The organism is Endozoicomonas elysicola (assembly GCF_000710775.1).
GTDB classification, from domain to species: Bacteria; Pseudomonadota; Gammaproteobacteria; order Pseudomonadales; family Endozoicomonadaceae; genus Endozoicomonas; species Endozoicomonas elysicola.
Window position 1 is genome coordinate 4,592,427 of the sequence record NZ_JOJP01000001.1, and the last position, 21,771, is coordinate 4,614,197.

The following is a 21,771-nucleotide window of genomic DNA, read 5'->3' on the forward strand; positions in this document are numbered from 1 at the left end:
ACAGATTCCAGATGGTTCGCATGTTAGAATTTATGGCTCACAGCAAGCTGCTGACGGTATTATCAGGCCAGGTCATGAATCAACGCTAATGCAAACCCAAAAGAATACTGTATCTCCTCCCCTGAATCATATTCCCAGGCTATCACCCAGGGCACTAGCCTATTGGATAACTGCCTCCGTTATTCTTTACAGTTTAGCCAACCAGCATCTCTCCAGTATCTTTTTAGCCGTTGTGGCTTATCTATCCGTTTTTCCATGGCTATCAAAAATGGTTATCAATGCCGTATTCCGAAATCAACAACAAGACTCGGCAACTGGCAAAAGAGGCCTGTCCATACTATTTTGTGACTCTCTAAATATTGGTGTCTTAATCAGTCTGACTGATTTTCCAATGGTTGGCAGTATGCTGCTGGTTATTTTATTAGCAGGTTGGGCTATATATCTTCAGGGACCAAAAGGCCTGATGATTATCATTCCATCCGCTGTTGCAGCTCTACTCATCGATTACTTTATCGACCTCAGCATACCCATTTCAGCAGGAAAAGATGCAACATTTATCAGTCTTTTGGGAATGCTGATTTTCACCGCCTACCTTGCCTATGTTCTCAGGTGCAGGGAACAACACTTTCAAGCTATTCAGCTGAATGCCCAACAGCAACGACAACGATACAGCAGACTTGCCAGCAACCTGGCCAAATACCTATCCCCGCAGGTCTGGGAATCGATTTTTGCCGGTAAGCGCAATGCCAAACTGGAAAGCCAGCGAAAGAAACTGACGGTTTTCTTTTCCGACATTAAAGGCTTTACCGACCTGGCAGAAGAGCTCGAGCCGGAGGTGCTTACGGAACTACTGAACACCTATCTGAACGACATGTCCCGTATTGCGCTGAAATACGGTGGCACGATCGATAAATTTATCGGTGACAGCATTATGATCTTTTTTGGTGACCCTAAAACCCGGGGCTACCGAAAAGATGCACTGGCTGCAGTCTCAATGGCCATTGAAATGCAGAAGCACATGCAAGTACTGCGTAAACAGTGGATTGCCAAAGGCATCGAGAATCCACTTCGCATCAGAATTGGTATTAATACCGGTTACTGCACTGTTGGTAACTTCGGCGCAGAGTCCCGTATGGATTACACACTCCTGGGCCGTGAGGTGAATTTAGCCAGCCGCCTGGAAAGCGCAGCAGAACCCAACCAGATTCTGCTATCCAACGAAACCTGGTCACTGGTTAAGGACGTTGTGCTTTGCCAGTCCAAGGGGGAAATTCAGGTAAAAGGATTCAGTCGCTCAGTGCCTATTTATAAGGTTATAGACCTGCGCCGTAACCTGGGTCTGCAGAAAAGCTATTTTGAACACGATAGCAAAGGGTTTTCATTCAGCCTAGATACCAACAGTATTGATGAGTTTGAACGCAGAAAGATCATTCAAACCTTAGATGAAGCAACACAGAAACTATTGAAGGATGATATTTCCAGCCCTACTAAGCCTGCGCGCCACTCTATTTCACAAACTCCTTCCGAACAGCTTCAAAATAAAACTGTTGCATAACAGGCTATAAAGTAAATTATCAAGATTTACCATCCATAATCTAGAATGCGTCCAAGCCTTACTCCTGAACAACAAAAATCATTACCGAGTAAAACTGGTTTTAGCTTCTCCAAGGTACCCTTGATATGGATAAAGCGTACAATGCTGCAGATAGGATTCCCATAACCTATGGAAATCCTACTCTCAATTCACCACCATTAGACAGTCATAATTCTCATACTGAACACATACCTGAAACAGCACAATATAACCAACACACTGTACGAGCAGTTGAGCCGCTACAACATTTTGATGAACAGTCTTCTGCCCAATTCAGTGCAACGTCAGGTGAGCCAGAATATTTAAAAAACCTTGATGCGATATTTTCCCAATTCAGCAGAGTAATAGAAATACTAGGGCCTTTGCCTTTAACGCGCCGAGCGGTACTGTCTACCCAGTTAGACAAAGTATTAGAAATGCTAGAGCCTTTAACAAGCATTGAGCTTCTGGCTGTACAATTTAGCAAGAAATTAGAACAGCTTGAACCGGAAGAAATACCGCACGCTCTTCAACTTTCTTTTAATGAAATGAACTGTCAGATTCCTGATCCGCGTTATCATGCTGTATTTAAATCCCCCCCCAAACCGCTGGAGGAGTGGAAAGAACTGTTTAATCGTCTAGTTAATGACCCCGAGGTAAACAAAGTCAAAAAAGTCAAAAAAGGGATTATAAGGACTAACAATGAATTTTCTGAAAAAGTACTTGAGCAAATGAGACTGGTTTTAACAGGGGCCAAGTACGATCAACTTAGACAAAGCCACAAGAAAATAAAGGAAGATAACCCTCTAATCAGAATAATCGAAGCAACCAAAATGGCCGGTGATATTGCACCAGAAACACTAGTAAATGCCCTGAATAGAGCAGGTCAGTCCAAGTATATCAGGAATTTTAGCGACCTTTTAGATGGCCCAGCTCTTCCCTCTGAAAGTGATTCACATATTCACCTGGGCAATCGGTTTAGAAGAAGTGATCTGACAAGACACTCCTGGTCTTCCAGAGAAAGCGGGCGCTTAAGCCGCTCCTCCAGCATAAGAGGGTCTAATACAAGTATTGATACAATGGGCACAAACGTAACTCATGAAAGATACTCTTTAACATCTACTCATCATAAAACCGGCAGGTCAACTGAAAATGACTCTCCAAAGTCCCAACGATCCCTATATGACCATATGTTACCTGCACAAACAGGGCCATCTATGCGCCCGGCTCTCCCTGCCAGCTTTGCTCAAGTGGGCTTGGACTGTTCTCAGGCCAGTTACCATAGTGATGGAGATGCCGTCGGAATAGCCACAGTTACTCAACCAGAACTTACCAAAGAGTATGATGATTGGAGAGCAGTCACAGGAAAAAGAAATCAACAAGTTCTGCCGCCCACATCAACACCAAGCATGACCATCTCTGTGCCATCAAGATACCACAGGGACCGAGTGACTGATGACCCTACGTTGTGTCACAAACCTTCTGAGCCCTCGTCTCTTACTGCTCGAACTAATATCCCTTCAACTTTCGGATCAAGGGCATCTACAGTTGCCAAGAGGTATACACAAGCGCCACAAGAAAAATCCAGCTTTAGAGGGTTGCCTGGTAATCATTATAAAACCAGACCAGCTCTCGAATATATGCCACCTTTACCTAATGAGTTAATGGCACCACTAAGCCCTGAAGATCAACGAGCAACAGTTATGTCTGAGTTGAGCAGAGTACTTAGCAAAACAACAGAGACATCATCAGCAATGATGCCTATGAGAACGACCACCGCTTCTTCAGGTTATGGAGAAAGCATTAAAGTCGCAACCATAACACCGAGAGATTCAACTTATTTGTTCGCGACACCGCAACCGGAAAGAGGCATCGCCAGCACTTCATTTTCTACCTTTAAACCCAGCCCTCAATCTTTACGCATCGCCCCTGCCAGCACACTTGCTTCACCCGGACACCAGAAACAGGTTAGTTTTCATCACCCAGGAGAAACAATCAATAGTGAACAGAGACAGGTTGATGAAAGATACCCCCCACCCCAAAGCTCTAGTACTGAAACACTATACCAAACACAAAAAACAGCAGGGAAAAGCAGTAAAGAAAGCTTATCTCCAAGCACGCTGGGTGAACAATCAGGTAGCCAGTACTGGACAGACTCACTGAGCCAACCAGAAAACTCAACGGTTAAAAGAGGCGATTCACTCCCCTCTGAGTTTAAGCTATATAGGCTTGAAGACTCCCCCCCTTTAGGCATGGTAAAGAAGGCTTCACCCCATAGCCCTGGAATGGAATCAAAGAGCAAAACAGTTTTTTCTCAAAAATCGAATATCGGCAATGGAGATCACCCGACACAAACCAGGTACCGGTCATATAAAGAGAAATAATTTCAGGCAAAGGATTGAAAACCTTAGAGGACTGTTCTGCTCCAGAGGAATTACTCTGGAGCCACAGTGTTGACGATCATCTTATTGTCGAATAAACCTGAGAGCTTCTGGCTGGATATCCAACGTACTGCGCCATGGATTAATATCCAGCCCACCACGACGGAGATATTGGGCATAAACCGTCAGTTCTTCAAATTGATAGTGCTTTTGCAAATCAACAAAAGCACGCTCAACACACTGCTCATGAAACTCCTGATGATCCCGGAATGAGCAGACATATCTCAGCAGTGCAGCATGTTCAATTGGCTCTCCTCGATATCTGACCACCAACGTTCCCCAGTCTGGCTGGCCAGTAACCGGGCAATTGGATTTTAGCAGGTGTGTATTCAACGTCTCACTGATGACCTCTGAAGAAAACTCTGGGTCACGTCTTGCCAGCAGTGACGCATCATACTGATAACAATCCACAGCCACATCCAGGTCATCGATGTTGATCCCTTGTGCACAATCAAAAGCACGAGCCTCAAACTCATCGATGGTATATAGCTGCGCTGAAACCTGTGCTCTTGCTACTTTAGAAAGATCATCAATGATACAACTAGCCACCTGCTCAGCACTTTCAAACCGAGATTGGTTAAATGAATTGAGATAGAGTTTGAAAGACTTGGATTCAATCAGGCAAGGGGAATCACAGGGCAGCTCAAACTGAGCCACGCGAACCACTGGCTTTCCAGACAGATTTAACCAGGAAAGCTCATAGCCATACCAGAGATCACGACCGTAAAATGGCAAATTATTCTGGTGGATACCTAACTCTTCACGCTTTTCTTTACGTTCAATAGGAAACAGCAATGAAGGATCATATTCTGATTTGTACTCGCTGGTTTTACCCAACGGCGAAGCATGCAGACCATCACTCATTATTCAATACAACCATTAACTTCTCAGGCCACGACCAGTTTTCAAAAGGTGCAAACTATATGCCCCCAATGACAATATAGCCAGTAGCATTACAGCAAAGGAAAAACCGGTATCAATACCACCCGCCTCGCCCAGAAGCCCATAGCGGAAAGTATTCACCTGATAAAGAATGGGGTTCAACATGGAGACCTTTTGCCAGAACTCGGGCAGTATTTCGATAGAGTAAAAAACACCACCTAGGTAAGTCATGGGCGTCAGCACAAAGGTTGGAACGATGGAAACATCATCAAACTTTCTGGCAAAGACACCGTTAATAAAGCCACCAAGAGCAAAGAGGGTAGCCGTCATGACGACAGCCAATAGTGTGACCAGAAAGTCATGAACATCAAGCTCAACAAAAAACAACCCAAGCCCCATAACAATAGCCCCGGTAATCACGCCACGGGCAACGCCACCGAGCACATACCCCGCCAGAATGATCCAATTGGGCACGGGTGATATCAGAACTTCTTCGATACACCGCTGAAATTTATTGCTGAAAAAGCTTGAGGCCACATTGCTGAAACTGTTAGTGATGACTGACATCATCACCAGCCCCGGCAATACATATGTCATGTAACTGAAGCCGCTCATGGTACCAATACGGGAGCCAATAACTGCACCGAAGATCACAAAATAGAGCACCATGGAGATGGCCGGGGGTAACAGTGTCTGCGGCCAGATCCGCATGAAGCGACGAACCTCCTTGGCAAAAATCGTCACAAAGGCAACCCAGTGATAACGGTATTCACTCTGCTGTTGCCTGTTCTGCAGCCCATTACTCCCTGTTTGGTCCATACCCGACATCACGATTCCTCTCCCTTTACACCCTCTTCTATCAGGGCTCCCTTCGTCATATTGACGAACAGCTCTTCCAGTCGGTTACTTTTATTTCTCATACTGGCCACTTCAATCTGAAACTCACTGAGTTGTCGAAACAAGTCGTTAACCCCGGTATTTTTATCGACTTCGACTTCCAGAGAGTTACTGTCGATCCTGTTCACTCTATAACCTGAAAATACTGGTAGCTGATCAATTGGCTGGCGTAGATCCAGTACAAAGCTTTCTTTCTGAAGCAGGCTTAACAATTGCTTCATACTGGTGTTTTCAACAATCTCGCCCTGATCAATAATGGCGATATTGCGGCAGAGCTGCTCTGCCTCTTCCAGATAATGAGTGGTCAGAATAATAGTGGTTCCCTGGTCATTAATCTCTTTAATAAACTCCCAAAGGCTTCTTCGGAGCTCTATATCAACACCAGCAGTCGGTTCATCGAGTATCAGCAGTTCCGGCTCATGAATCAGGGCTCTGGCAATCATCAAGCGACGCTTCATTCCACCGGACAGCATTCTGGACTGGGTAAACCGTTTATCCCATAACCCCAGCTTTTTAAGGTAGTGCTCAATACGAGGCTTGGCCTGACGGGCAGACAGCCCATAATAACCAGCCTGACTGACCAGAATATCTTCTACCTTCTCAAATTGGTTGAAGTTAAACTCCTGGGGAACCACACCAAGTGAACGCTTAGCCCTGACCAGATCGTGCTCAATATCATTACCAAAGACCGATACACTCCCTTCAGATTTGCGAACCAATGATGAAATGACACCAATAGTGGTTGATTTACCTGCACCATTGGGGCCTAAAAGGGCAAAAAAATCCCCTTTAGCAACGTCAAGGTCAACCCCTTTCAGCGCAACATAACCGTCGTCGTATACTTTTTTTAAATTTTTTATGGCCAATGCCTGGGTCATCGTTCTCAGCCTTGAGACTTTTTGAATCAGTTATGGAATTTTATTACAAACCAGTCTTTAAAATCGTCATTTTATTCACTGATCACGTTAAACGGTCTTGACCGGAACACACCCAATGATTGAGAAAAGCCTATCTCAGATATGAAAGTAATGATGCCAGTGCCTTTCTGGCGTTGAGGTAGGCAAACGTAAAACCTGCATCCTGAAGCCGTTTGGGAATCACAGCCTGGCCTTCCGTTAATAGCTGGGCTGACTCACCCAGCATTAAACTGAGCACACATTCAGGTGTAGTGAAAATTGCCGGCCGTCGTACTGCACGCCCAAGCTCTTTGGCAAACGCTTTGTTGGTCAGAATTTCTGGTGCCACCGCATTAAATACACCTTTTGTTTCCGGGTGGTTCACCAGAAAAATCAGGGCATTGAGCATATCATCCATATGAATCCAGGACATAACCTGTTGACCATTTCCAATTGGCCCTCCTATTCCCAGCCGGAAAACAGGCAACATCTTCTGCAGTGCCCCACCACTTGGATGCAATACCACCCCTACCCTGACAATACAGGTTCGAACACCCAAAGCCTCGACCCGTCTAGCAGCCTGCTCCCAGCGATCACAAAGGGTTGCAGCGAAGTCATTGCCCACTTCAGCGAACTCATCCAGATGTTCTCCAGGTTGAGAAAAGCCGTAATACCCGACAGCAGAGGCACTGATAAAACAGCCTGGCTTATTCTCCATCCGCTCAACCAAATCAACAAGCTCAGATGTCACGCCAATACGACTATCCAGCAGCACTTTCTTACGAGCCTGGCTCCACCTTTTATCGAGAATACTTTCGCCTGCAAGATTAATAACTGCATCAAAATAGGTTGATGGATTAACCGCAGATAGCGATGAAACAGGCTTCACCCGGGTGGATAGCTGCAAGCGAACTTCTTTGGCCGGCTGGCGACTCAATACAACCACTTGATGCCCTTCATTTAGCAGGCGATGAACCAGTCGACGCCCAATAAATCCTGTTCCACCAGTAATCAGAAATTGCATGTGTCCATCAGCTCCAGAGACCCAGCCACCATTCATTAATGACATTAACATCAACTAATAGTAATCGTAACATTTTCTGAAAAGATAAAAAAAACCCGGATCCCCTCAAACCCGGGTTTGATGTACTTTCACGCTGCTGGCTCCCGCTTCTGCTCTAATATCCCTACTGGAAGTTAAACACCAGTGAGCCCCGGACAGGCTTTTTTTATTTTTTGAACCTGCTCTCATTGATCTTCTTAACACCTCAATAATAAGTAATAGCCAAATTCGACCCATTGACCTGCATCAATATATCCTCGGTATATACCTACACAAAAATGACAACAGCTCAACTTTCCACCTGAAAACCAAAATCAGAGGCTGTCACCATGGAAAAGCGAATAGTTAGTCTATTCTTGTGAATTATTGTTTTCTCTTCCAACAAACTGACCAAGACATACGAACTCTGACAACAGCAAGCTTCCGAATATTCTGGCCGGGCTGATGTCAACCAATACTCTCTCCTGTTGTTCCCTTTCCGGAGTCACCCTCATGATCAAAAGCACTTTCGGTACGCTGCAAAAAATTGGCAGAGCATTAATGCTGCCAGTTGCCGTACTGCCTGTAGCCGGGATTCTTCTGGGCGTGGGCAGCGCCGGTTTTTCATTTATACCGGACCTGATTTCCAGCATTATGGCCCAGGCCGGTGGCGCAGTCTTCAGCAATCTGCCATTAATCTTTGCCATTGGTACTGCCATTGGGCTTACTGAAAACGACGGCGTATCATCCGTAGCTGCTGTCGTAGGCTTTGTCATTATGCTGGGCACCATGGGCATCATGGCCAACCACCTGGGCTTTGAACCGTCCTCTGTGATGGGTATCGATACGATTGATACCGGGGTATTTGGTGGCATCATTGCAGGCGTACTGGCTTCAATGATGTTCAACCGCTACTACAAAATCCAGTTACCTGATTACCTCGGCTTCTTTGCTGGCAAGCGATTTGTTCCGATAGCTACCGGGGTATGTGCCATTTTTCTGGGCATCCTGCTCAGTTTTATCTGGCCTCCAATCCAGGCAGTTATCAATGACTTTTCTCAATGGTCAGTCAATGAAAATCCGGAAGCCGCTGGATTTGTCTATGGGTTTGTTGAAAGACTCCTGATTCCCTTTGGCCTGCATCACATCTGGAATGTCCCTTTCCAGATGGAGATGGGTGAATTCATTGACGAGTCAGGCACTGTGTTTAATGGCGATATAGCTCGCTTTTTTGCCGGTGATCCAACTGCTGGCTTTCTTGCTGGCGGCTATCTGTTCAAAATGTTTGGTTTACCTGCTGCAGCGATTGCCATGTGGCACTGCGCGAAACCTGAAAATAGAGCGAAAGCTGGCGGTATTATGCTCTCGGCCGCTCTCACTTCCGTGCTGACCGGTATAACTGAACCCATCGAGTTTTCATTTCTGTTCGTCGCTCCCCTGCTCTACGGCATTCATGCACTGCTCGCGGGTATGGCTTATGCCATCACAAACTATCTGGACATTAAAATGGCCATGTCGTTTTCCAACGGCCTGATCGATTATGTCCTCTACTTTGGGATTGCTACCAAACCCATCTGGGTCATTATTCTTGGTGCAATTTATGCTGTGCTCTACTACCTGATTTTCCGGGTATTGATTCTGGCACTGAACCTGAAAACACCAGGGCGTGAAGATGAAAGCGAAAGCTCAACGAGTATTGAGTCTTCCAGTGAGCTTGCTGTTGATCTGGTTAAGGCTTTTGGCGGTAAAGGCAACATCAAAAATCTGGATGCCTGCATCACCCGGCTGAGAGTCACCGTCGCCAATACGGAAGAGGTAGACGTTGACCGTATTAAGCAACTGGGAGCGACTGCTGTCGTTGTAGTTGGTCAGAATATGCAGGCGATCTTTGGACCACGCTCCGACAATATTCGTACAGAGATGCAAGAAGCGATAAAATCAATGTAGCAATACAATGCTTTTAAGATGCAGGAGGGTATAGTTTTTCATACCCTCTGTTTTTCAGTTATTCATTAACACCTCCGGCCGATAGTACTATTTTCTTATTGTATAAGGGAGATACAGTAATGAAAGGGGTAGGCGGCCATCAACCTGTCAATCAGGTGCCAATTAACGACAATAAAACCCAAGGAGTTAATAAGTCAGAGGGGGGCTTTGGCAGATTCAAGGTCACGTTACCAAAAACAATAAAACAATTTTTATCCTCTATTTTTTCTTCGAAACCCAGAGACGTAGCCATTCAAGCTCGGGATACCAAACCACATAACCCAACAAAGCAGCCAGCCATAGAAGAAAATAATAACAACACCAACAGAGCAAAAGAGGCGTTTGATCAAGCATTACAGCAAGCTAAAGGTGACACTCAGATTCAAAAATGCTTCGAGAAAGTTTGTGACAAATTGGAACAGATGCAAACTTATAAAAGTGATTTACGTCACCTTATTCGTGGTACTGACGACTTCAGAATGTGCAGCCTTGAAATCCAGCTGGCTAAAGCAGAATACAAAGATGTGGTTAAAAACTTCAACGATGCTGTGAGCGATGATCTAAAAATTGATTCCTCCAAGATTGAGATGGCAATGGCTAATAAACACTCCCCATTCTTTGCTCAAGATTATGCCAAGTATCAACAAATGAAAAATATTCTGCTTTAGGACACCTGCGGTATAACATTTCCCACCCAGTGATTTTTCATGAGTAATCAGCCCAAAAGCCAGTCCGAGAATAGCCTGTCCTATGCGGCAACGGCTACTGCGTTGCTCTAGCAACTTCACCGATGAAGCCTTCGATTGCAACCATCTGGCAACTGGTCTAGAAACCCCGTTTCGTCCGGCAAACAAAATGGCAACATTGCTCACCTCACAAAGCGAAATTTTTATCCTCAGGTGTCTGCAACCTTCACTCCAAGTACTATCCTCAGACAGCCTCCCAACCGGCCACTCATTTCAAAGTACTTAAAAGTAGATAGCAACAAACTTACTTCATATATACAGTCAGCAGAGTATCTATGCCCGCCTGCACATTTCCACTGGACTTCTCCAGACGACTGACATCGTCCATATTTGATATCACAATCGGCGTTACAATACTTCTGGCCTTATCTTTGAGCAGGGTAAGGTCAACCTCAACCACAGGGTCACCCGCTTTAATTTGCTGCCCTTCTTTGGCTATTCGCTTAAAGCCTTCCCCTTTAAGCTCTACGGTATCAATACCAAAATGGACAAATAACTCAACACCTGAAGGAGTTTCCATACTGAAAGCATGATTGGTTTCAAAAATCTTGCCAATCACACCATCACAGGGGGCAACCATGACATTTCCAGTAGGGTCAATGGCAAGCCCATCGCCCACTACCTTATCAGCAAAAACAGGGTCTGGCACTTCTTCTATGGGAACAATCTTTCCCGTCAAAGGCGCCTTCAGGACAGTCCCCTCGTGTGAGCTAAAACCCAGACTTTTTTTGAGAGAGTCAAAGATACCCATAACTGTTACCTGCTGTTGTTACAACAATCTTCTATGAAGCACACTTCAATCTGAAATCAAGTCACTTCACAAATGAGGGACCGGCTTTAAAGAGCATCCCCTGAAATACCGGTAGGGAGGAAAGTAAAAAGCCTCATTTTTCAGAGGCTTTCTGTTCTAGAGAACTTTAGTCATCCAATCGTTAGCATTCAACATCTAATCAAACGGAAACAATTTCAGCCACTTTCATCAGATGATTATCAATCTGGTTGTGCTTGCTAATCGCTCTTTCCAGAGGCGTTTTCACAACCTGCTGATCACGAACACCCACCATAATACCACTGTCGCCACTTCTAAGGGCTTCCACAGCAGCCACACCAAGACGACTGGCCAGAACGCGGTCAAAGCAGCTGGGCTTACCACCACGTTGAATATGACCAAGAACAGTCACTTTAACTTCATATTCAGGGAACTGTTCCTCCACTGCACGGGACAGCTCAAAAACACCACCGCCGCCTCGGTCACCTTCAGCAACAACAATAATACTGGAAGTCTTACCGGCACGACCGCTCTTTTGCAAAGACTCCATGAACAGCTCAACATTCTTTTCCTGCTCAGGAATCAGAATATCCTCAGCACCAGAAGCAATACCTGTATTCAGGGCAATAAAGCCAGCATCACGTCCCATCACTTCGATAAAGAAAAGACGGTTATGAGAAGTCGCGGTATCACGAATCTTGTCGATGGCCTCTACAACTGTATTCAATGCAGTATCGTAGCCAATCGTAAAGTCAGTGCCGTATATGTCATTGTCAATGGTGCCAGGCACACCAATACAGGGTAGACCGTGCTCTTCTTCCAACAGCATGGCTCCAGTAAAAGAACCATCACCACCGATGACTACCAGGCCATCCAACTCTGCGGCTCTGGCATTCTCGTATGCCTTTACCCGGCCTTCTTTAGTCCGAAATTCCTGACAGCGTGCAGACTTCAGAAAAGTGCCACCCTGATTGATAACATTGGCGACAGTTCTGGCATCAGCCACGTCCATCTTGTTTTCTATAAGCCCTTTATAGCCTTCCTGAATCACAACAGGTTCGATACCGTAGTAGATACAGGCGCGGACAGTCGCACGGATGGCCGCATTCATACCAGGAGCATCTCCCCCGGAGGTCAAAACACCGACTCGCTTTAATTCGGTCATGCTAGGCTCTTCTCCTTCCAAGTGCCAAATGCTTATAAAAAGCAACAGCAAAAATCAGTTACAGGTTTAATGAAAAACACCTAAGAGAGGGACAACCTTAGCTCACGTAAATGATCTGCATAGTATTCGTTCCACCCTCAATTTCCTGACTTTCACCTTTGGTCAAAATAATTTTATCACCCACCTCAAGAAGACCACGTTCCTTAAGAACGCTAATGGCTCTCCCATTCACTTCCGCGCCGTACTCGGTTCCACTGTCAAAAGAAACTGCCTCAACACCACGATAGAGCGCCACAAGGCGCTCAGTCGTTTCATAGCGAGTCATGGCAAAAATAGGCAGACGAGTGTTAATTCTGGACATCCACAGCGGCGTAGCGCCACTTTTGGTCAGGCAGACAATCGCTTTGATATCATCCTGATGATTGGCTGCAAACATGGTTGCCTGGGCAATAGCTTCATCCACATGTTCAAACTTGCCAACCCGGCGCTCAGTCATGAATTCAACGCCCTGCTTTTCAGCACCAAGGCAGATTCGGCTCATGGCCTTTACGACCTCGTCAGGGCGTTTACCTGTAGCAGTTTCACCGGAGAGCATCACCGCATCGGTACCATCCAACACAGCATTTGCCACATCGAAAACTTCCGCACGGGTTGGCTGGGTGTTGTGAATCATTGACTCCATCATCTGGGTGGCGGTGATAACCGGCTTATTCAAGCGGCGCGCTTCATTGATCATGTGCTTTTGCGCACCAATCAGCTCCGGGTCACCGATTTCAACGCCCAGATCACCTCTGGCAACCATAATCGCATCGGAAGCAGAAATAACTTCAGCCAGAAGCTCACGATCATTGACTACCTCGGCACGCTCAATTTTTGAGAGTATAGCCGCTGTACCACCAGCCTCACGCATCAGACGACGAGCCTCTTCAACATCACTGGCACGTCGGACAAAGGATACCGCCAGATAATCTACTTCCAGCTCAGCCGCCAGCAGAATATCCTGCTTATCTTTCTCGGTTAATGCCGCTGCAGAAAGACCACCACCTTGCAGGTTGATGCCTTTATTATTCGACAACTCACCACCATTGATTGCCCTGGTCTTGATACAAGCGCCATCAATCGCAACCACTTCAAGGCTGATACGCCCATCATCCAGCAGAAGAACATCACCGACCTTGCAGTCATTCGGCAGGTCTTTATAGCCAAGCCCAACCTGAGTTTCATCACCATCATCAATTGGGAGGCCGGCATCCAGATTAAAGCTCGCACCATCAGGAAGATGGATTTTGCCATTCTGAAAACGACCGATGCGAATCTTCGGCCCCTGCAGGTCTCCCAGAATCGCTACCGGGCGATTAAGTCTTGCAGCAATAGAGCGAATGGTCTGAGCTCTGGCTTTATGATCTTCAGGGTCACCGTGGGAGAAATTGAGGCGGACTACGTTAACACCTGCTTCAATCAGCCTTTGCAGCTGATCTTCTGATTCGGTTGCCGGGCCAAGGGTTGCAACAATTTTAGTGCGTCTGAGCATGATAATCATCTCGCTTGTGAACCCGTCGCTCTCATGGGCCTTTACCATCCCACAGGAGTCAATACAGCAAGCGACAGGCCTTTATGAATCAATGATGTGCACGGCCACCGCTCATAACCTGTACACCCTTGCTCTTAAAGCCTGCAGGACAAATCTATTGAACGGAGTGCAAACAAAAGAAGAAAGTGTTGTTCAAAGTTTAGGAGCATACTGCTCAGAAACACTGTCTTCTCTTTGTTTACTACCAACCTGGAAGTCAGGCATTGAACTATCTTTGTATACGATATATCGCAACCAACACAGGCCCGTTAAACGAGCCTGTGTTGATATGACCTTTCAGATCGCGTTATGCGTTCATCAAAGCTTTGGCTGTATCCAACATACGGTTGGAGAAGCCCCACTCGTTGTCGTACCAGGACATAACCTTAACCAGGTTGCCCAGAACACGAGTCTGAGTAGCGTCAAAGTTAGAAGAGTATGGGCTATGGTTAAAGTCCATGGAAACCAGCTCTTCATGATTAACATGCAGAACAGTCGACATTGCAGGGTTAGACTTCGCTGCAGCGATGATGATTTCGTTAACTTCTTCAACAGTTGTTTCGCGAGCAGCAACGAAGCTCAGGTCAACCAGAGAAACGTTGATGGTAGGAACACGAACCGCCATGCCGTCGAACTTGCCTTTCAACTCAGGAACCACTTCACCGACAGCTGCAGCAGCACCAGTAGCTGTTGGAATCATGTTCATGGCAGCAGCACGAGCGCGGTAAAGGTCAGAGTGATATACATCGCTCAGACGCTGGTCATTGGTGTAAGCATGGATAGTGGTCATCAGACCCTTATCAATACCCAGAGCGTCATTCAGCGGCTTGGCGATTGGAGCCAGACAGTTAGTAGTGCAGGAAGCGTTAGAAATAACGGTCATATCTGCAGTCAGAGTGTCATGGTTCACACCATAAACAATGGTCGCATCAACATTTGAGCCAGGAGCAGAAATGATAACTTTCTTGGCACCTGCATCCAAGTGAGGCTTGCAAGAATCTTTAGAGCGGAAAACACCAGTACATTCAAAGACAACGTCAACACCCAGCTCACCCCATGGCAGCTTGGAAGGATCACGCTCAGAGAAAGTCTTGATTTCGTCACCATTTACGAACAGTGCACCTTCGCCTTCTTCAACCTGTGCATTGAAACGGCCGTGAACGGTGTCGTATTTAGTCAGGTGAGTATTGATTTTGGTGTCACCCAGATCATTAATGGCAACAATCTGGTATTCATCGCGACGGCCAGCTTCGTAGAGGGCACGCAGTACGTTGCGACCGATACGGCCGTAGCCATTAATAGCAATCTTGATCATGATGTCTCCAATACCGTTAATCAAAGCGGACGAACCGCCCTGTCTCTAGTAAAAAGGATTTCATTAGCGAATGCAGCAGAGTAAAAACACCTATAGCGAAAGCCTTAACACATAACTACAGGGTTTAACGGCAGGTCACGGCTTTTATCCAGCCTTCACACAACACTCACTGCGGCACTCTGAAACCCACTTCACAGGACTTATATCCCTGAAGCACACAAACTTACAGACAAGGGTTGACTTCTTAGTGGTACGGAGTTACAAATATGCAAAAGAGAACAACATATAACACATAATCTCACACCACTTCTCATCCGGATCAACCGTTTGCCGAAGCCACTGGTCAGCTTCATACGTCACCAGTGTGATATAAAGTGTGATCGAAAAACTGGAATTCAGCAAAACCGCCACAGCTTTGTTGGACTCCTGATTTTCTCTATGTACTGGCCGAACATCATTCAGCTAGACAACCATAGTTTACTGATGAATTCAGCTCTAAATCATACGTTTAGATCAGCACCTTTACCTATTCAGATAATGCGGACTGTCAGTCCTGTAGTCAAGCCTGACGCAGACACTTTTGATTAAATCTCCAACACTTATTTACCTTGAACAATTACCATATATGAACATTATTTTTGTGCGAAGCCCCCATATAGCCAGAGTAAATCCCCCTCCTATACAAAGATAACCACTTCGATAAAAGCGACAGCTCCCCTTTAAACACCAGATACCTGTCCCATAAACAAGACGAAAGTCGCTGTTATTAAAGGTCTATTATAAAAACTTCCGACTCCCCTACAATAAAAACAGATATGCCTAGCTGGTAATAAACTTGATTCAATACCGTTTTCATATAACCAAAAAAGAACATGGTCGCAAAGTTTCTGACATAACCAACACTCTTAAATCAGTAACTTTTTATGCTTTTTCCCATCAAAAAAAATGTAATTTTTTTGTAAACACCACAAAAAGAAAGCAAAAACACATTAATTCGATTAACACCATAAATATATAAAATAGAAATATTTTTATAAAAAAGCTCTATATTAAAAATCAGCAATAGATATTTATTAATCGAGTAAAGCTACGCAGGAAATTCAATAACTCCCCATTATTCAACTTTTACAAACTGATAGAATATACTCACCTACCAAGTTATATATTAAATACCTCCCATGAAGAAATTATTCATTATCACACTTCTCATTTCCCCCCATCTGACTCAGGCAGAGCTACTGACCTGCGACCAGAAACAGGCAGTCTGCGAAGCACAATGCAAAGCATCAAGCCTTATCAGCGAACAGGACAGCAACACCTGCAAAGCCCAGTGCCTGGGAGAACGGGCTGCCTGTGAACTTGACCAGGGAAAAGCGTCGGCAGAAAAGCTGGCAGAACAGGCTAAAGGCGCCAGCCAGTCTTTTATGGATAAACTTAAAGCCTTCTGGAACGGACTCAGAAGCAACCTGTGAGAACATCATGAGCAGGAAGAAAGGTTCTGTATAGGACCTGCCGACAAGGCATGAAGAGAAACCGTAATCATATTATCCAGTGCGTAACAGTCGCTACCCTCAAAAGAGTGGTGCCCTATGAATTCGTATTTTCTGACTTATTATTCAGCCACTCTCGGTAACTGTTCCCAGTATTGCCCCTCACACATACAATCGTCCAAGGCAAAAGCTCAGATCATAAAGTTACAGCGATGTTCTTGCTATCGCACCTTGCATAACCTCTAACAAGCCAATAATACCAATTGCATTTTCTAACCCCCTATTGCGCTGCCTAGCTGAGCAGAAATTCTGCGTTGAAACTCCTCGCCATAGCTAATACCCATAGGACATACCAGGCTTAGAAAACTTAATTGGTATAACATTTGCTCCCATATGACTGAACACTAACTACTGGACAAAAAAATACCTCTAACCAATATCTGATTAGAGGTATACGACATATTTCAGTCGGATTTTATTTACCGTAGTAAGCCTTCCTCAACAGCTCTTCCAGCTCAGAAATCAATGGCAAACGAGGGTTCGCCGTTGTCGTTTGGTCTTCAAATGCGTGGTTAGCCAGCATACTGATTTTGCTCTTGAACAGAGATTCATCAACACCAATCTCCTGAATAGTTGCAGGCATATCCAGTCGCTTCATCAAGTCACGAACCGCATTAGCCAGAGATTTAACCCCCTCTTCCGGAGTCTTGGCAGGCAAGCCCAGCATTTTGGCAATCTCAGCATACTTCTCATGAGCAATGTAGTACTGATATTTCGGGAATGATGCCACCTTGGTTGGATTAGGGCAGCCGTTATACTCAATCACATGTGGCAATAACACCGCATTGGCCTGACCGTGAGAAATATGAAGCTCATTACCCAGCTTATGAGCGATCGCATGGTTTACCCCCAGGAATGCGTTGGCAAATGCCATACCGGCAATACAGGAAGCATTATGCATTTTCTCACGCGCTTTTCTGTCGGCAGTTTCATAAGACTGTGGCAGATAATCAAAGACCAGCTGGATGGCTTTCATAGCCAGCGCATCGGTGTAGTCTGAAGCCATGATGGACACATAAGCTTCTATTGCATGGGTCAGCACATCCAGACCAGTATCTGCAGCCACTTTCTTAGGAACCGTCAGCACCAGATTAGGATCAATGATCGCCACATCAGGCGTCAGCTCATAGTCAGCCAGTGGGTACTTGGCTCCTTTTTCCTTGTCGGTAATAACAGCGAACGACGTCACCTCAGAACCAGTACCGGATGTGGTTGGAATCGCAACCAGCTTTGCCTTCTTGCCCAGATGCGGGAATTTATAGACACGCTTGCGGATATCCAGGAATTTCTGGGCCATACCGGCAAAGTCAGCATCTGGCTGTTCGTAGAAAAGCCACATCCCCTTAGCCGCATCAATCGGTGAACCACCACCCAGGGCAATGATTACATCCGGATTAAAGCGCGCCATTTCGCGAGCACCATTGCGAACCGTTTCCAGGCTTGGATCAGGCTCAACCTGATTGAAAATTTCAACCTGAACCGGCGTAGAACGCTTTCTCAAGTGGTATAGGATTTTATCAACATAGCCCAGAGACTGAATAATCTCATCGGTAACGATAAATACACGAGAGATGTCCTGCATCTTTTCAAGATACTGAAGAGAGTTAGCCTCGAAGTAGATTTTTCTGGGAAGTTTAAACCATTGCATATTGACCCGGCGTTTAGCGACACGCTTCACGTTAATCAAGTTAACAGCAGATACGTTGGACGTTGTACTGTTACCGCCGTAGGTACCACATCCCAGGGTCAGGGAAGGCATATTGGTATTGTAAATATCACCAATGGCGCCATGAGTACTTGGTGAGTTGATGATGATACGACCCGCTTTCATGGCCAGAGAGAACTCATCAATCACCTGATTATCCTGGGCATGAAGCACGGCAGAGTGACCAAGGCCACCAAAGTTCAACATTTGATCCGCCAGCTCAATAGCATGGTGCGCATCTTTAGCCTTAAGCACACCCAAAACTGGAGACAGCTTCTCACGTGACAGCGGGAACTCTGGACCTACCCCCTCAATTTCTGCAGCCAGAATGCGGGTATTCTCAGGAACTTTGATACCAGCCAGCTCTGCAATATAAGAAGGCTTCATGCCAACAATCTTACTATTTACATGACCGTCATGAATGACCACTTCAGCCAGCCGTCTGGTTTCTTCAGGCGTGGTGAAGTAAACATTCTGAGACTTCAGCTCTTTGATGACCTCTTTATAAACCGCCTGATGAACAATCGCAGCCTGTTCAGAAGCGCAAATCATACCGTTGTCGAAACTTTTGGACATGACCAGGTCATTACAGGCCTGTTTGATGTCGGCTGACTGATCAATAATGCAAGGTACGTTACCAGAACCCACACCCAGCGCAGGCTTACCGGAAGAGTAAGCTGCTCGAACCATGCCGGAACCTCCAGTCGCCAGAATGACGGCAACTTCAGGGTGTGTCATCAACTTCTGAGTAGCCTCAATGGAGGGATGCTCCACCCACAGCACACAGTCATCAGGTGCACCGGCTGCAACCGCCGCATCGCGAACAATCCGGGCAGCCTCACTGGAACATTTTTGTGCAGAAGGGTGGAAGGCAAAAATAATAGGGTTACGGGTTTTGGTAGAAATAATAGACTTGAACATGGTGGTGGATGTCGGGTTGGTCACCGGAGTAACCCCACAAACAATACCTACAGGTTCAGCAACCAGCATAAAGTCTTCTTCAGCGTTATCTTCAATAACGCCTACCGTCTTATCATACTTGATGGAGTGGTAAACATACTCTGTCGCAAAAATGTTTTTGGTAACCTTATCTTCAAGGATACCACGACCAGTCTCCTCAACCGCCATTCGGGCAAGCTCCATATGAGCAGCCTGACCAGCCAGTGCCATGGCTTTTGTCACCCTGTCGACATCTTCCTGCGTCAGCTTAAGAAACTTCTCCCTTGCAACCATTGCCCGCTCAATTAATGCATTAATCTGAGCATCAACATCCTGAACAACCGCATCTTTATTTACGGTTTTTTCAGCCTGCTTTTTTCCGGCCATGATTATCGCCCTCTAGTAGTTAACCAAGATAACCTTTAAAAAACTGTCTATAATTCCGAGGCTATTCGTTTTAAATCTTCGCTCGGAATAGAAATACTGTTTAATAAGCTGGCAACCATCAGATGTCCGTCTTTTATTTCAACATCCTCAAGATAGTGCATCCTGACTATTAATGCCTGACCATTGCCATTTACTGATAAATTCTATCTGTCGACAAACCAGCAAATTTCAAGCTTTGCGAATTCATCGAACAGCTCAAAGCCTTATATTCCAAAAAATCATTACAATTAATTAATTTTATTATTTTAGATATATATCGATTGCTGTTTTCAGCATTACAACACAAGAAAACCACAAAAAAACTGACTCAAATCAAAAAACTTCTATTGATTTTTTTTCCAAAAAGAGAATCAAAACCTATCAACACCATTCATACATTGACATGACTTTTCCCATACATAATCCCCAAAATACTGATAAAAACAGCATTCTTAATAAAAACCAATAAACTAAAAAAAACATTTTCAAAATCAAACCATAAAGCCAACGACATCCAATCAAATAAAATCAAAGACAAACACCAGCCAACAATAGTTACAAAACCAATCCCACTACGCTTTTTATTCATTAGGAAAAAATCCTTACCTGTTGTAACCTACCCATTTCATTCTGATTGAAATATTGCCACCCCCTTTGGATGAGGAATAATCAAACCAATGTCCCAAAAAATCATGGACCTGGTAAAGCCAGGCGTAGTTACCGGTGATGACGTTCAGAAAATCTTTGAGGCTGCCAAAGCCGGTGAATTTGCACTGCCAGCAGTGAACGTTGTTGGCACCGATTCAATCAACGCAGTTCTTGAAGCTGCTGCCAAGGCCAAGTCACCAGTCATCATTCAGTTCTCTAACGGTGGCGCATCCTACTTCGCAGGCAAAGGCCTTAAAACTGACCCTGCTGGCGCCCTGGGTGCCATTGCTGGCGCAAAATATGTCCACGCAGTTGCAGAAGCTTACGGCATTCCTGTTCTCCTCCATACTGACCACGCCGCACGCAAGCTGCTGCCATGGATTGATGCCCTACTGACTGCGGGTGAAGAGTTTTACGAGCAGAACGGTAAGCCACTGTTCTCTTCTCACATGATTGACCTGTCTGAAGAGTCTCTGGAAGAAAACATTGCCACTTGCGCCGAATACCTGAAGCGCATGGCCAAGATGGACATGACTCTGGAATTTGAACTGGGCTGCACCGGTGGCGAAGAAGATGGCGTGGACAACTCTCACATGGATAGCTCCATGCTGTACACCCAGCCAGAAGACGTAGCCTACGCTTACGAAATTCTGAGCAAAATCAGCCCACGCTTCACCATCGCTGCTTCTTTCGGCAACGTTCATGGTGTTTACAAGCCAGGCAATGTTCAGCTGACACCAAAGATTCTGGACAACTCCCAGAAATACTGCTCTGAAAAATTCGGCATTCCAGCCAAATCTCTGAACTTCGTATTCCACGGTGGTTCCGGTTCTACCCTGGAAGAAATCCGCGAATCAGTATCCTACGGTGTAGTGAAGATGAATATCGACACTGATACTCAGTGGGCATGCTGGGAAGGCGTTCTGAACTACTACAAGAAAAACGAAGCTTACCTGCAGGGCCAGCTGGGCAACCCTGAAGGCGCAGACAAGCCGAACAAGAAGTTCTATGATCCTCGCGTATGGCTGCGCGCAGGACAGGAGACCATGATCTCCCGTCTTGAGCAGGCACATCAAGATCTGAACAGCATCGACGTACTGTAACCTCCCCCGGTGCCGGCATTGCCGGCACCCTATCACTCCCCCAATCCGATTACTGTATTTTTTATTGCAAGTTCACTCATCGCGCCCCCCGAAAGAAAAGAAATTCCACTTCACTATC

Annotated in this window: 16 protein-coding genes; 6 read left to right on the forward strand and 10 right to left on the reverse strand. The window is 45.6% G+C overall.

Going from position 1 to position 21,771, the window contains the following annotated elements; all coding sequences use genetic code 11:
• The first annotated feature begins 88 nt into the window (after positions 1 to 88).
• Both GV64_RS19320 and GV64_RS19325 read left to right on the forward strand, forming a co-directional pair.
• The gene (locus GV64_RS19320) at positions 89 to 1,555 is read left to right on the forward strand and encodes an adenylate/guanylate cyclase domain-containing protein (RefSeq protein WP_020581432.1); all 1,467 of its coding nucleotides are present in this window, start codon (positions 89 to 91) and stop codon (positions 1,553 to 1,555) included.
• 125 nt (positions 1,556 to 1,680) lie between these two features.
• Entirely contained in the window at positions 1,681 to 3,957 is a 2,277-nt protein-coding gene (locus tag GV64_RS19325) for a hypothetical protein (RefSeq protein ID WP_020581433.1), read from the forward strand.
• Between the two features lie 81 nt (positions 3,958 to 4,038).
• Here GV64_RS19325 and queF read toward each other — a convergent pair whose 3' ends face one another.
• The 4 genes from queF to GV64_RS19345 form a co-directional block, all read right to left on the reverse strand.
• Complete coding sequence (gene queF, locus GV64_RS19330; protein WP_020581434.1) at positions 4,039 to 4,878, reverse strand: NADPH-dependent 7-cyano-7-deazaguanine reductase QueF; 840 nt, start codon at positions 4,876 to 4,878, stop codon at positions 4,039 to 4,041.
• A 15-nt stretch (positions 4,879 to 4,893) separates the two neighbouring features.
• Positions 4,894 to 5,724 (reverse strand): ABC transporter permease, encoded by an 831-nt coding sequence (locus GV64_RS19335; protein WP_020581435.1) that lies wholly within the window; start codon positions 5,722 to 5,724, stop codon positions 4,894 to 4,896.
• A complete protein-coding gene (locus GV64_RS19340; RefSeq protein ID WP_020581436.1) occupies positions 5,724 to 6,671 on the reverse strand; it encodes an ABC transporter ATP-binding protein in 948 nt (315 codons plus the stop codon). Before GV64_RS19340 ends, GV64_RS19335 begins: the two co-directional genes overlap by 1 nt.
• A gap of 130 nt (positions 6,672 to 6,801) precedes the next feature.
• A complete protein-coding gene (locus GV64_RS19345) occupies positions 6,802 to 7,713 on the reverse strand; it encodes a TIGR01777 family oxidoreductase (RefSeq protein ID WP_026258097.1) in 912 nt (303 codons plus the stop codon).
• A gap of 531 nt (positions 7,714 to 8,244) precedes the next feature.
• Between GV64_RS19345 and ptsG the strand changes: the two genes are divergently transcribed.
• Together ptsG and GV64_RS19355 are read left to right on the forward strand one after the other, a co-directional pair.
• Positions 8,245 to 9,678, forward strand: coding sequence for a PTS glucose transporter subunit IIBC (gene ptsG / locus GV64_RS19350; protein WP_020581438.1), 1,434 nt, complete (start codon positions 8,245 to 8,247; stop codon positions 9,676 to 9,678).
• 119 nt (positions 9,679 to 9,797) lie between these two features.
• Positions 9,798 to 10,385 (forward strand): BAR domain-containing protein, encoded by a 588-nt coding sequence (locus GV64_RS19355; protein WP_020581439.1) that lies wholly within the window; start codon positions 9,798 to 9,800, stop codon positions 10,383 to 10,385.
• A 322-nt stretch (positions 10,386 to 10,707) separates the two neighbouring features.
• On the opposite strand, the gene crr is transcribed toward GV64_RS19355, so the two are convergent.
• The 4 genes from crr to gap form a co-directional block, all read right to left on the reverse strand.
• Positions 10,708 to 11,214 (reverse strand): PTS glucose transporter subunit IIA, encoded by a 507-nt coding sequence (crr, locus tag GV64_RS19360; protein ID WP_020581440.1) that lies wholly within the window; start codon positions 11,212 to 11,214, stop codon positions 10,708 to 10,710.
• A gap of 199 nt (positions 11,215 to 11,413) precedes the next feature.
• Positions 11,414 to 12,397 (reverse strand): 6-phosphofructokinase, encoded by a 984-nt coding sequence (pfkA, locus tag GV64_RS19365; protein WP_020581441.1) that lies wholly within the window; start codon positions 12,395 to 12,397, stop codon positions 11,414 to 11,416.
• 97 nt (positions 12,398 to 12,494) lie between these two features.
• Positions 12,495 to 13,928, reverse strand: a complete 1,434-nt coding sequence (gene pyk / locus GV64_RS19370) for a pyruvate kinase (RefSeq protein WP_026258098.1) — start codon at positions 13,926 to 13,928, stop codon at positions 12,495 to 12,497.
• A gap of 346 nt (positions 13,929 to 14,274) precedes the next feature.
• Complete coding sequence (gap, locus tag GV64_RS19375; protein WP_026258099.1) at positions 14,275 to 15,285, reverse strand: type I glyceraldehyde-3-phosphate dehydrogenase; 1,011 nt, start codon at positions 15,283 to 15,285, stop codon at positions 14,275 to 14,277.
• Between the two features lie 1,175 nt (positions 15,286 to 16,460).
• Between gap and GV64_RS19380 the strand changes: the two genes are divergently transcribed.
• Positions 16,461 to 16,754: a hypothetical protein gene (locus tag GV64_RS19380; RefSeq protein ID WP_020581445.1), complete on the forward strand. Its 294-nt coding sequence runs from the start codon at positions 16,461 to 16,463 to the stop codon at positions 16,752 to 16,754.
• A gap of 493 nt (positions 16,755 to 17,247) precedes the next feature.
• Here GV64_RS19380 and adhE read toward each other — a convergent pair whose 3' ends face one another.
• Both adhE and GV64_RS19390 read right to left on the reverse strand, forming a co-directional pair.
• Positions 17,248 to 19,863 carry a bifunctional acetaldehyde-CoA/alcohol dehydrogenase gene (gene adhE / locus GV64_RS19385; RefSeq protein ID WP_020581446.1) on the reverse strand — a complete coding sequence of 872 codons (2,616 nt, stop codon included), beginning with the start codon at positions 19,861 to 19,863 and terminating at the stop codon, positions 17,248 to 17,250.
• Between the two features lie 430 nt (positions 19,864 to 20,293).
• On the reverse strand, positions 20,294 to 20,491 hold the full coding sequence (locus GV64_RS19390) for a hypothetical protein (protein WP_020581447.1): 198 nt from the start codon (positions 20,489 to 20,491) through the stop codon (positions 20,294 to 20,296).
• An 88-nt stretch (positions 20,492 to 20,579) separates the two neighbouring features.
• Between GV64_RS19390 and fbaA the strand changes: the two genes are divergently transcribed.
• A complete protein-coding gene (fbaA, locus tag GV64_RS19395) occupies positions 20,580 to 21,653 on the forward strand; it encodes a class II fructose-bisphosphate aldolase (RefSeq protein ID WP_020581448.1) in 1,074 nt (357 codons plus the stop codon).
• Positions 21,654 to 21,771 lie beyond the last annotated feature (118 nt).

Bases quoted from the DNA above. Each gene is read 5' to 3' on its own strand.
- GV64_RS19320 (WP_020581432.1), top strand. From the start codon at position 89: ATGCAAACCCAAAAGAATACTGTATCTCCTCCCCTGAATCATATTCCC.
- GV64_RS19325 (WP_020581433.1), top strand. From the start codon at position 1,681: ATGGATAAAGCGTACAATGCTGCAGATAGGATTCCCATAACCTATGGA.
- queF (WP_020581434.1), bottom strand. From the start codon at position 4,878: ATGAGTGATGGTCTGCATGCTTCGCCGTTGGGTAAAACCAGCGAGTAC.
- GV64_RS19335 (WP_020581435.1), bottom strand. From the start codon at position 5,724: ATGTCGGGTATGGACCAAACAGGGAGTAATGGGCTGCAGAACAGGCAA.
- GV64_RS19340 (WP_020581436.1), bottom strand. From the start codon at position 6,671: ATGACCCAGGCATTGGCCATAAAAAATTTAAAAAAAGTATACGACGAC.
- GV64_RS19345 (WP_026258097.1), bottom strand. From the start codon at position 7,713: ATGCAATTTCTGATTACTGGTGGAACAGGATTTATTGGGCGTCGACTG.
- ptsG (WP_020581438.1), top strand. From the start codon at position 8,245: ATGATCAAAAGCACTTTCGGTACGCTGCAAAAAATTGGCAGAGCATTA.
- GV64_RS19355 (WP_020581439.1), top strand. From the start codon at position 9,798: ATGAAAGGGGTAGGCGGCCATCAACCTGTCAATCAGGTGCCAATTAAC.
- crr (WP_020581440.1), bottom strand. From the start codon at position 11,214: ATGGGTATCTTTGACTCTCTCAAAAAAAGTCTGGGTTTTAGCTCACAC.
- pfkA (WP_020581441.1), bottom strand. From the start codon at position 12,397: ATGACCGAATTAAAGCGAGTCGGTGTTTTGACCTCCGGGGGAGATGCT.
- pyk (WP_026258098.1), bottom strand. From the start codon at position 13,928: ATGCTCAGACGCACTAAAATTGTTGCAACCCTTGGCCCGGCAACCGAA.
- GV64_RS19380 (WP_020581445.1), top strand. From the start codon at position 16,461: ATGAAGAAATTATTCATTATCACACTTCTCATTTCCCCCCATCTGACT.
- adhE (WP_020581446.1), bottom strand. From the start codon at position 19,863: ATGGCCGGAAAAAAGCAGGCTGAAAAAACCGTAAATAAAGATGCGGTT.
- GV64_RS19390 (WP_020581447.1), bottom strand. From the start codon at position 20,491: ATGAATAAAAAGCGTAGTGGGATTGGTTTTGTAACTATTGTTGGCTGG.
- fbaA (WP_020581448.1), top strand. From the start codon at position 20,580: ATGTCCCAAAAAATCATGGACCTGGTAAAGCCAGGCGTAGTTACCGGT.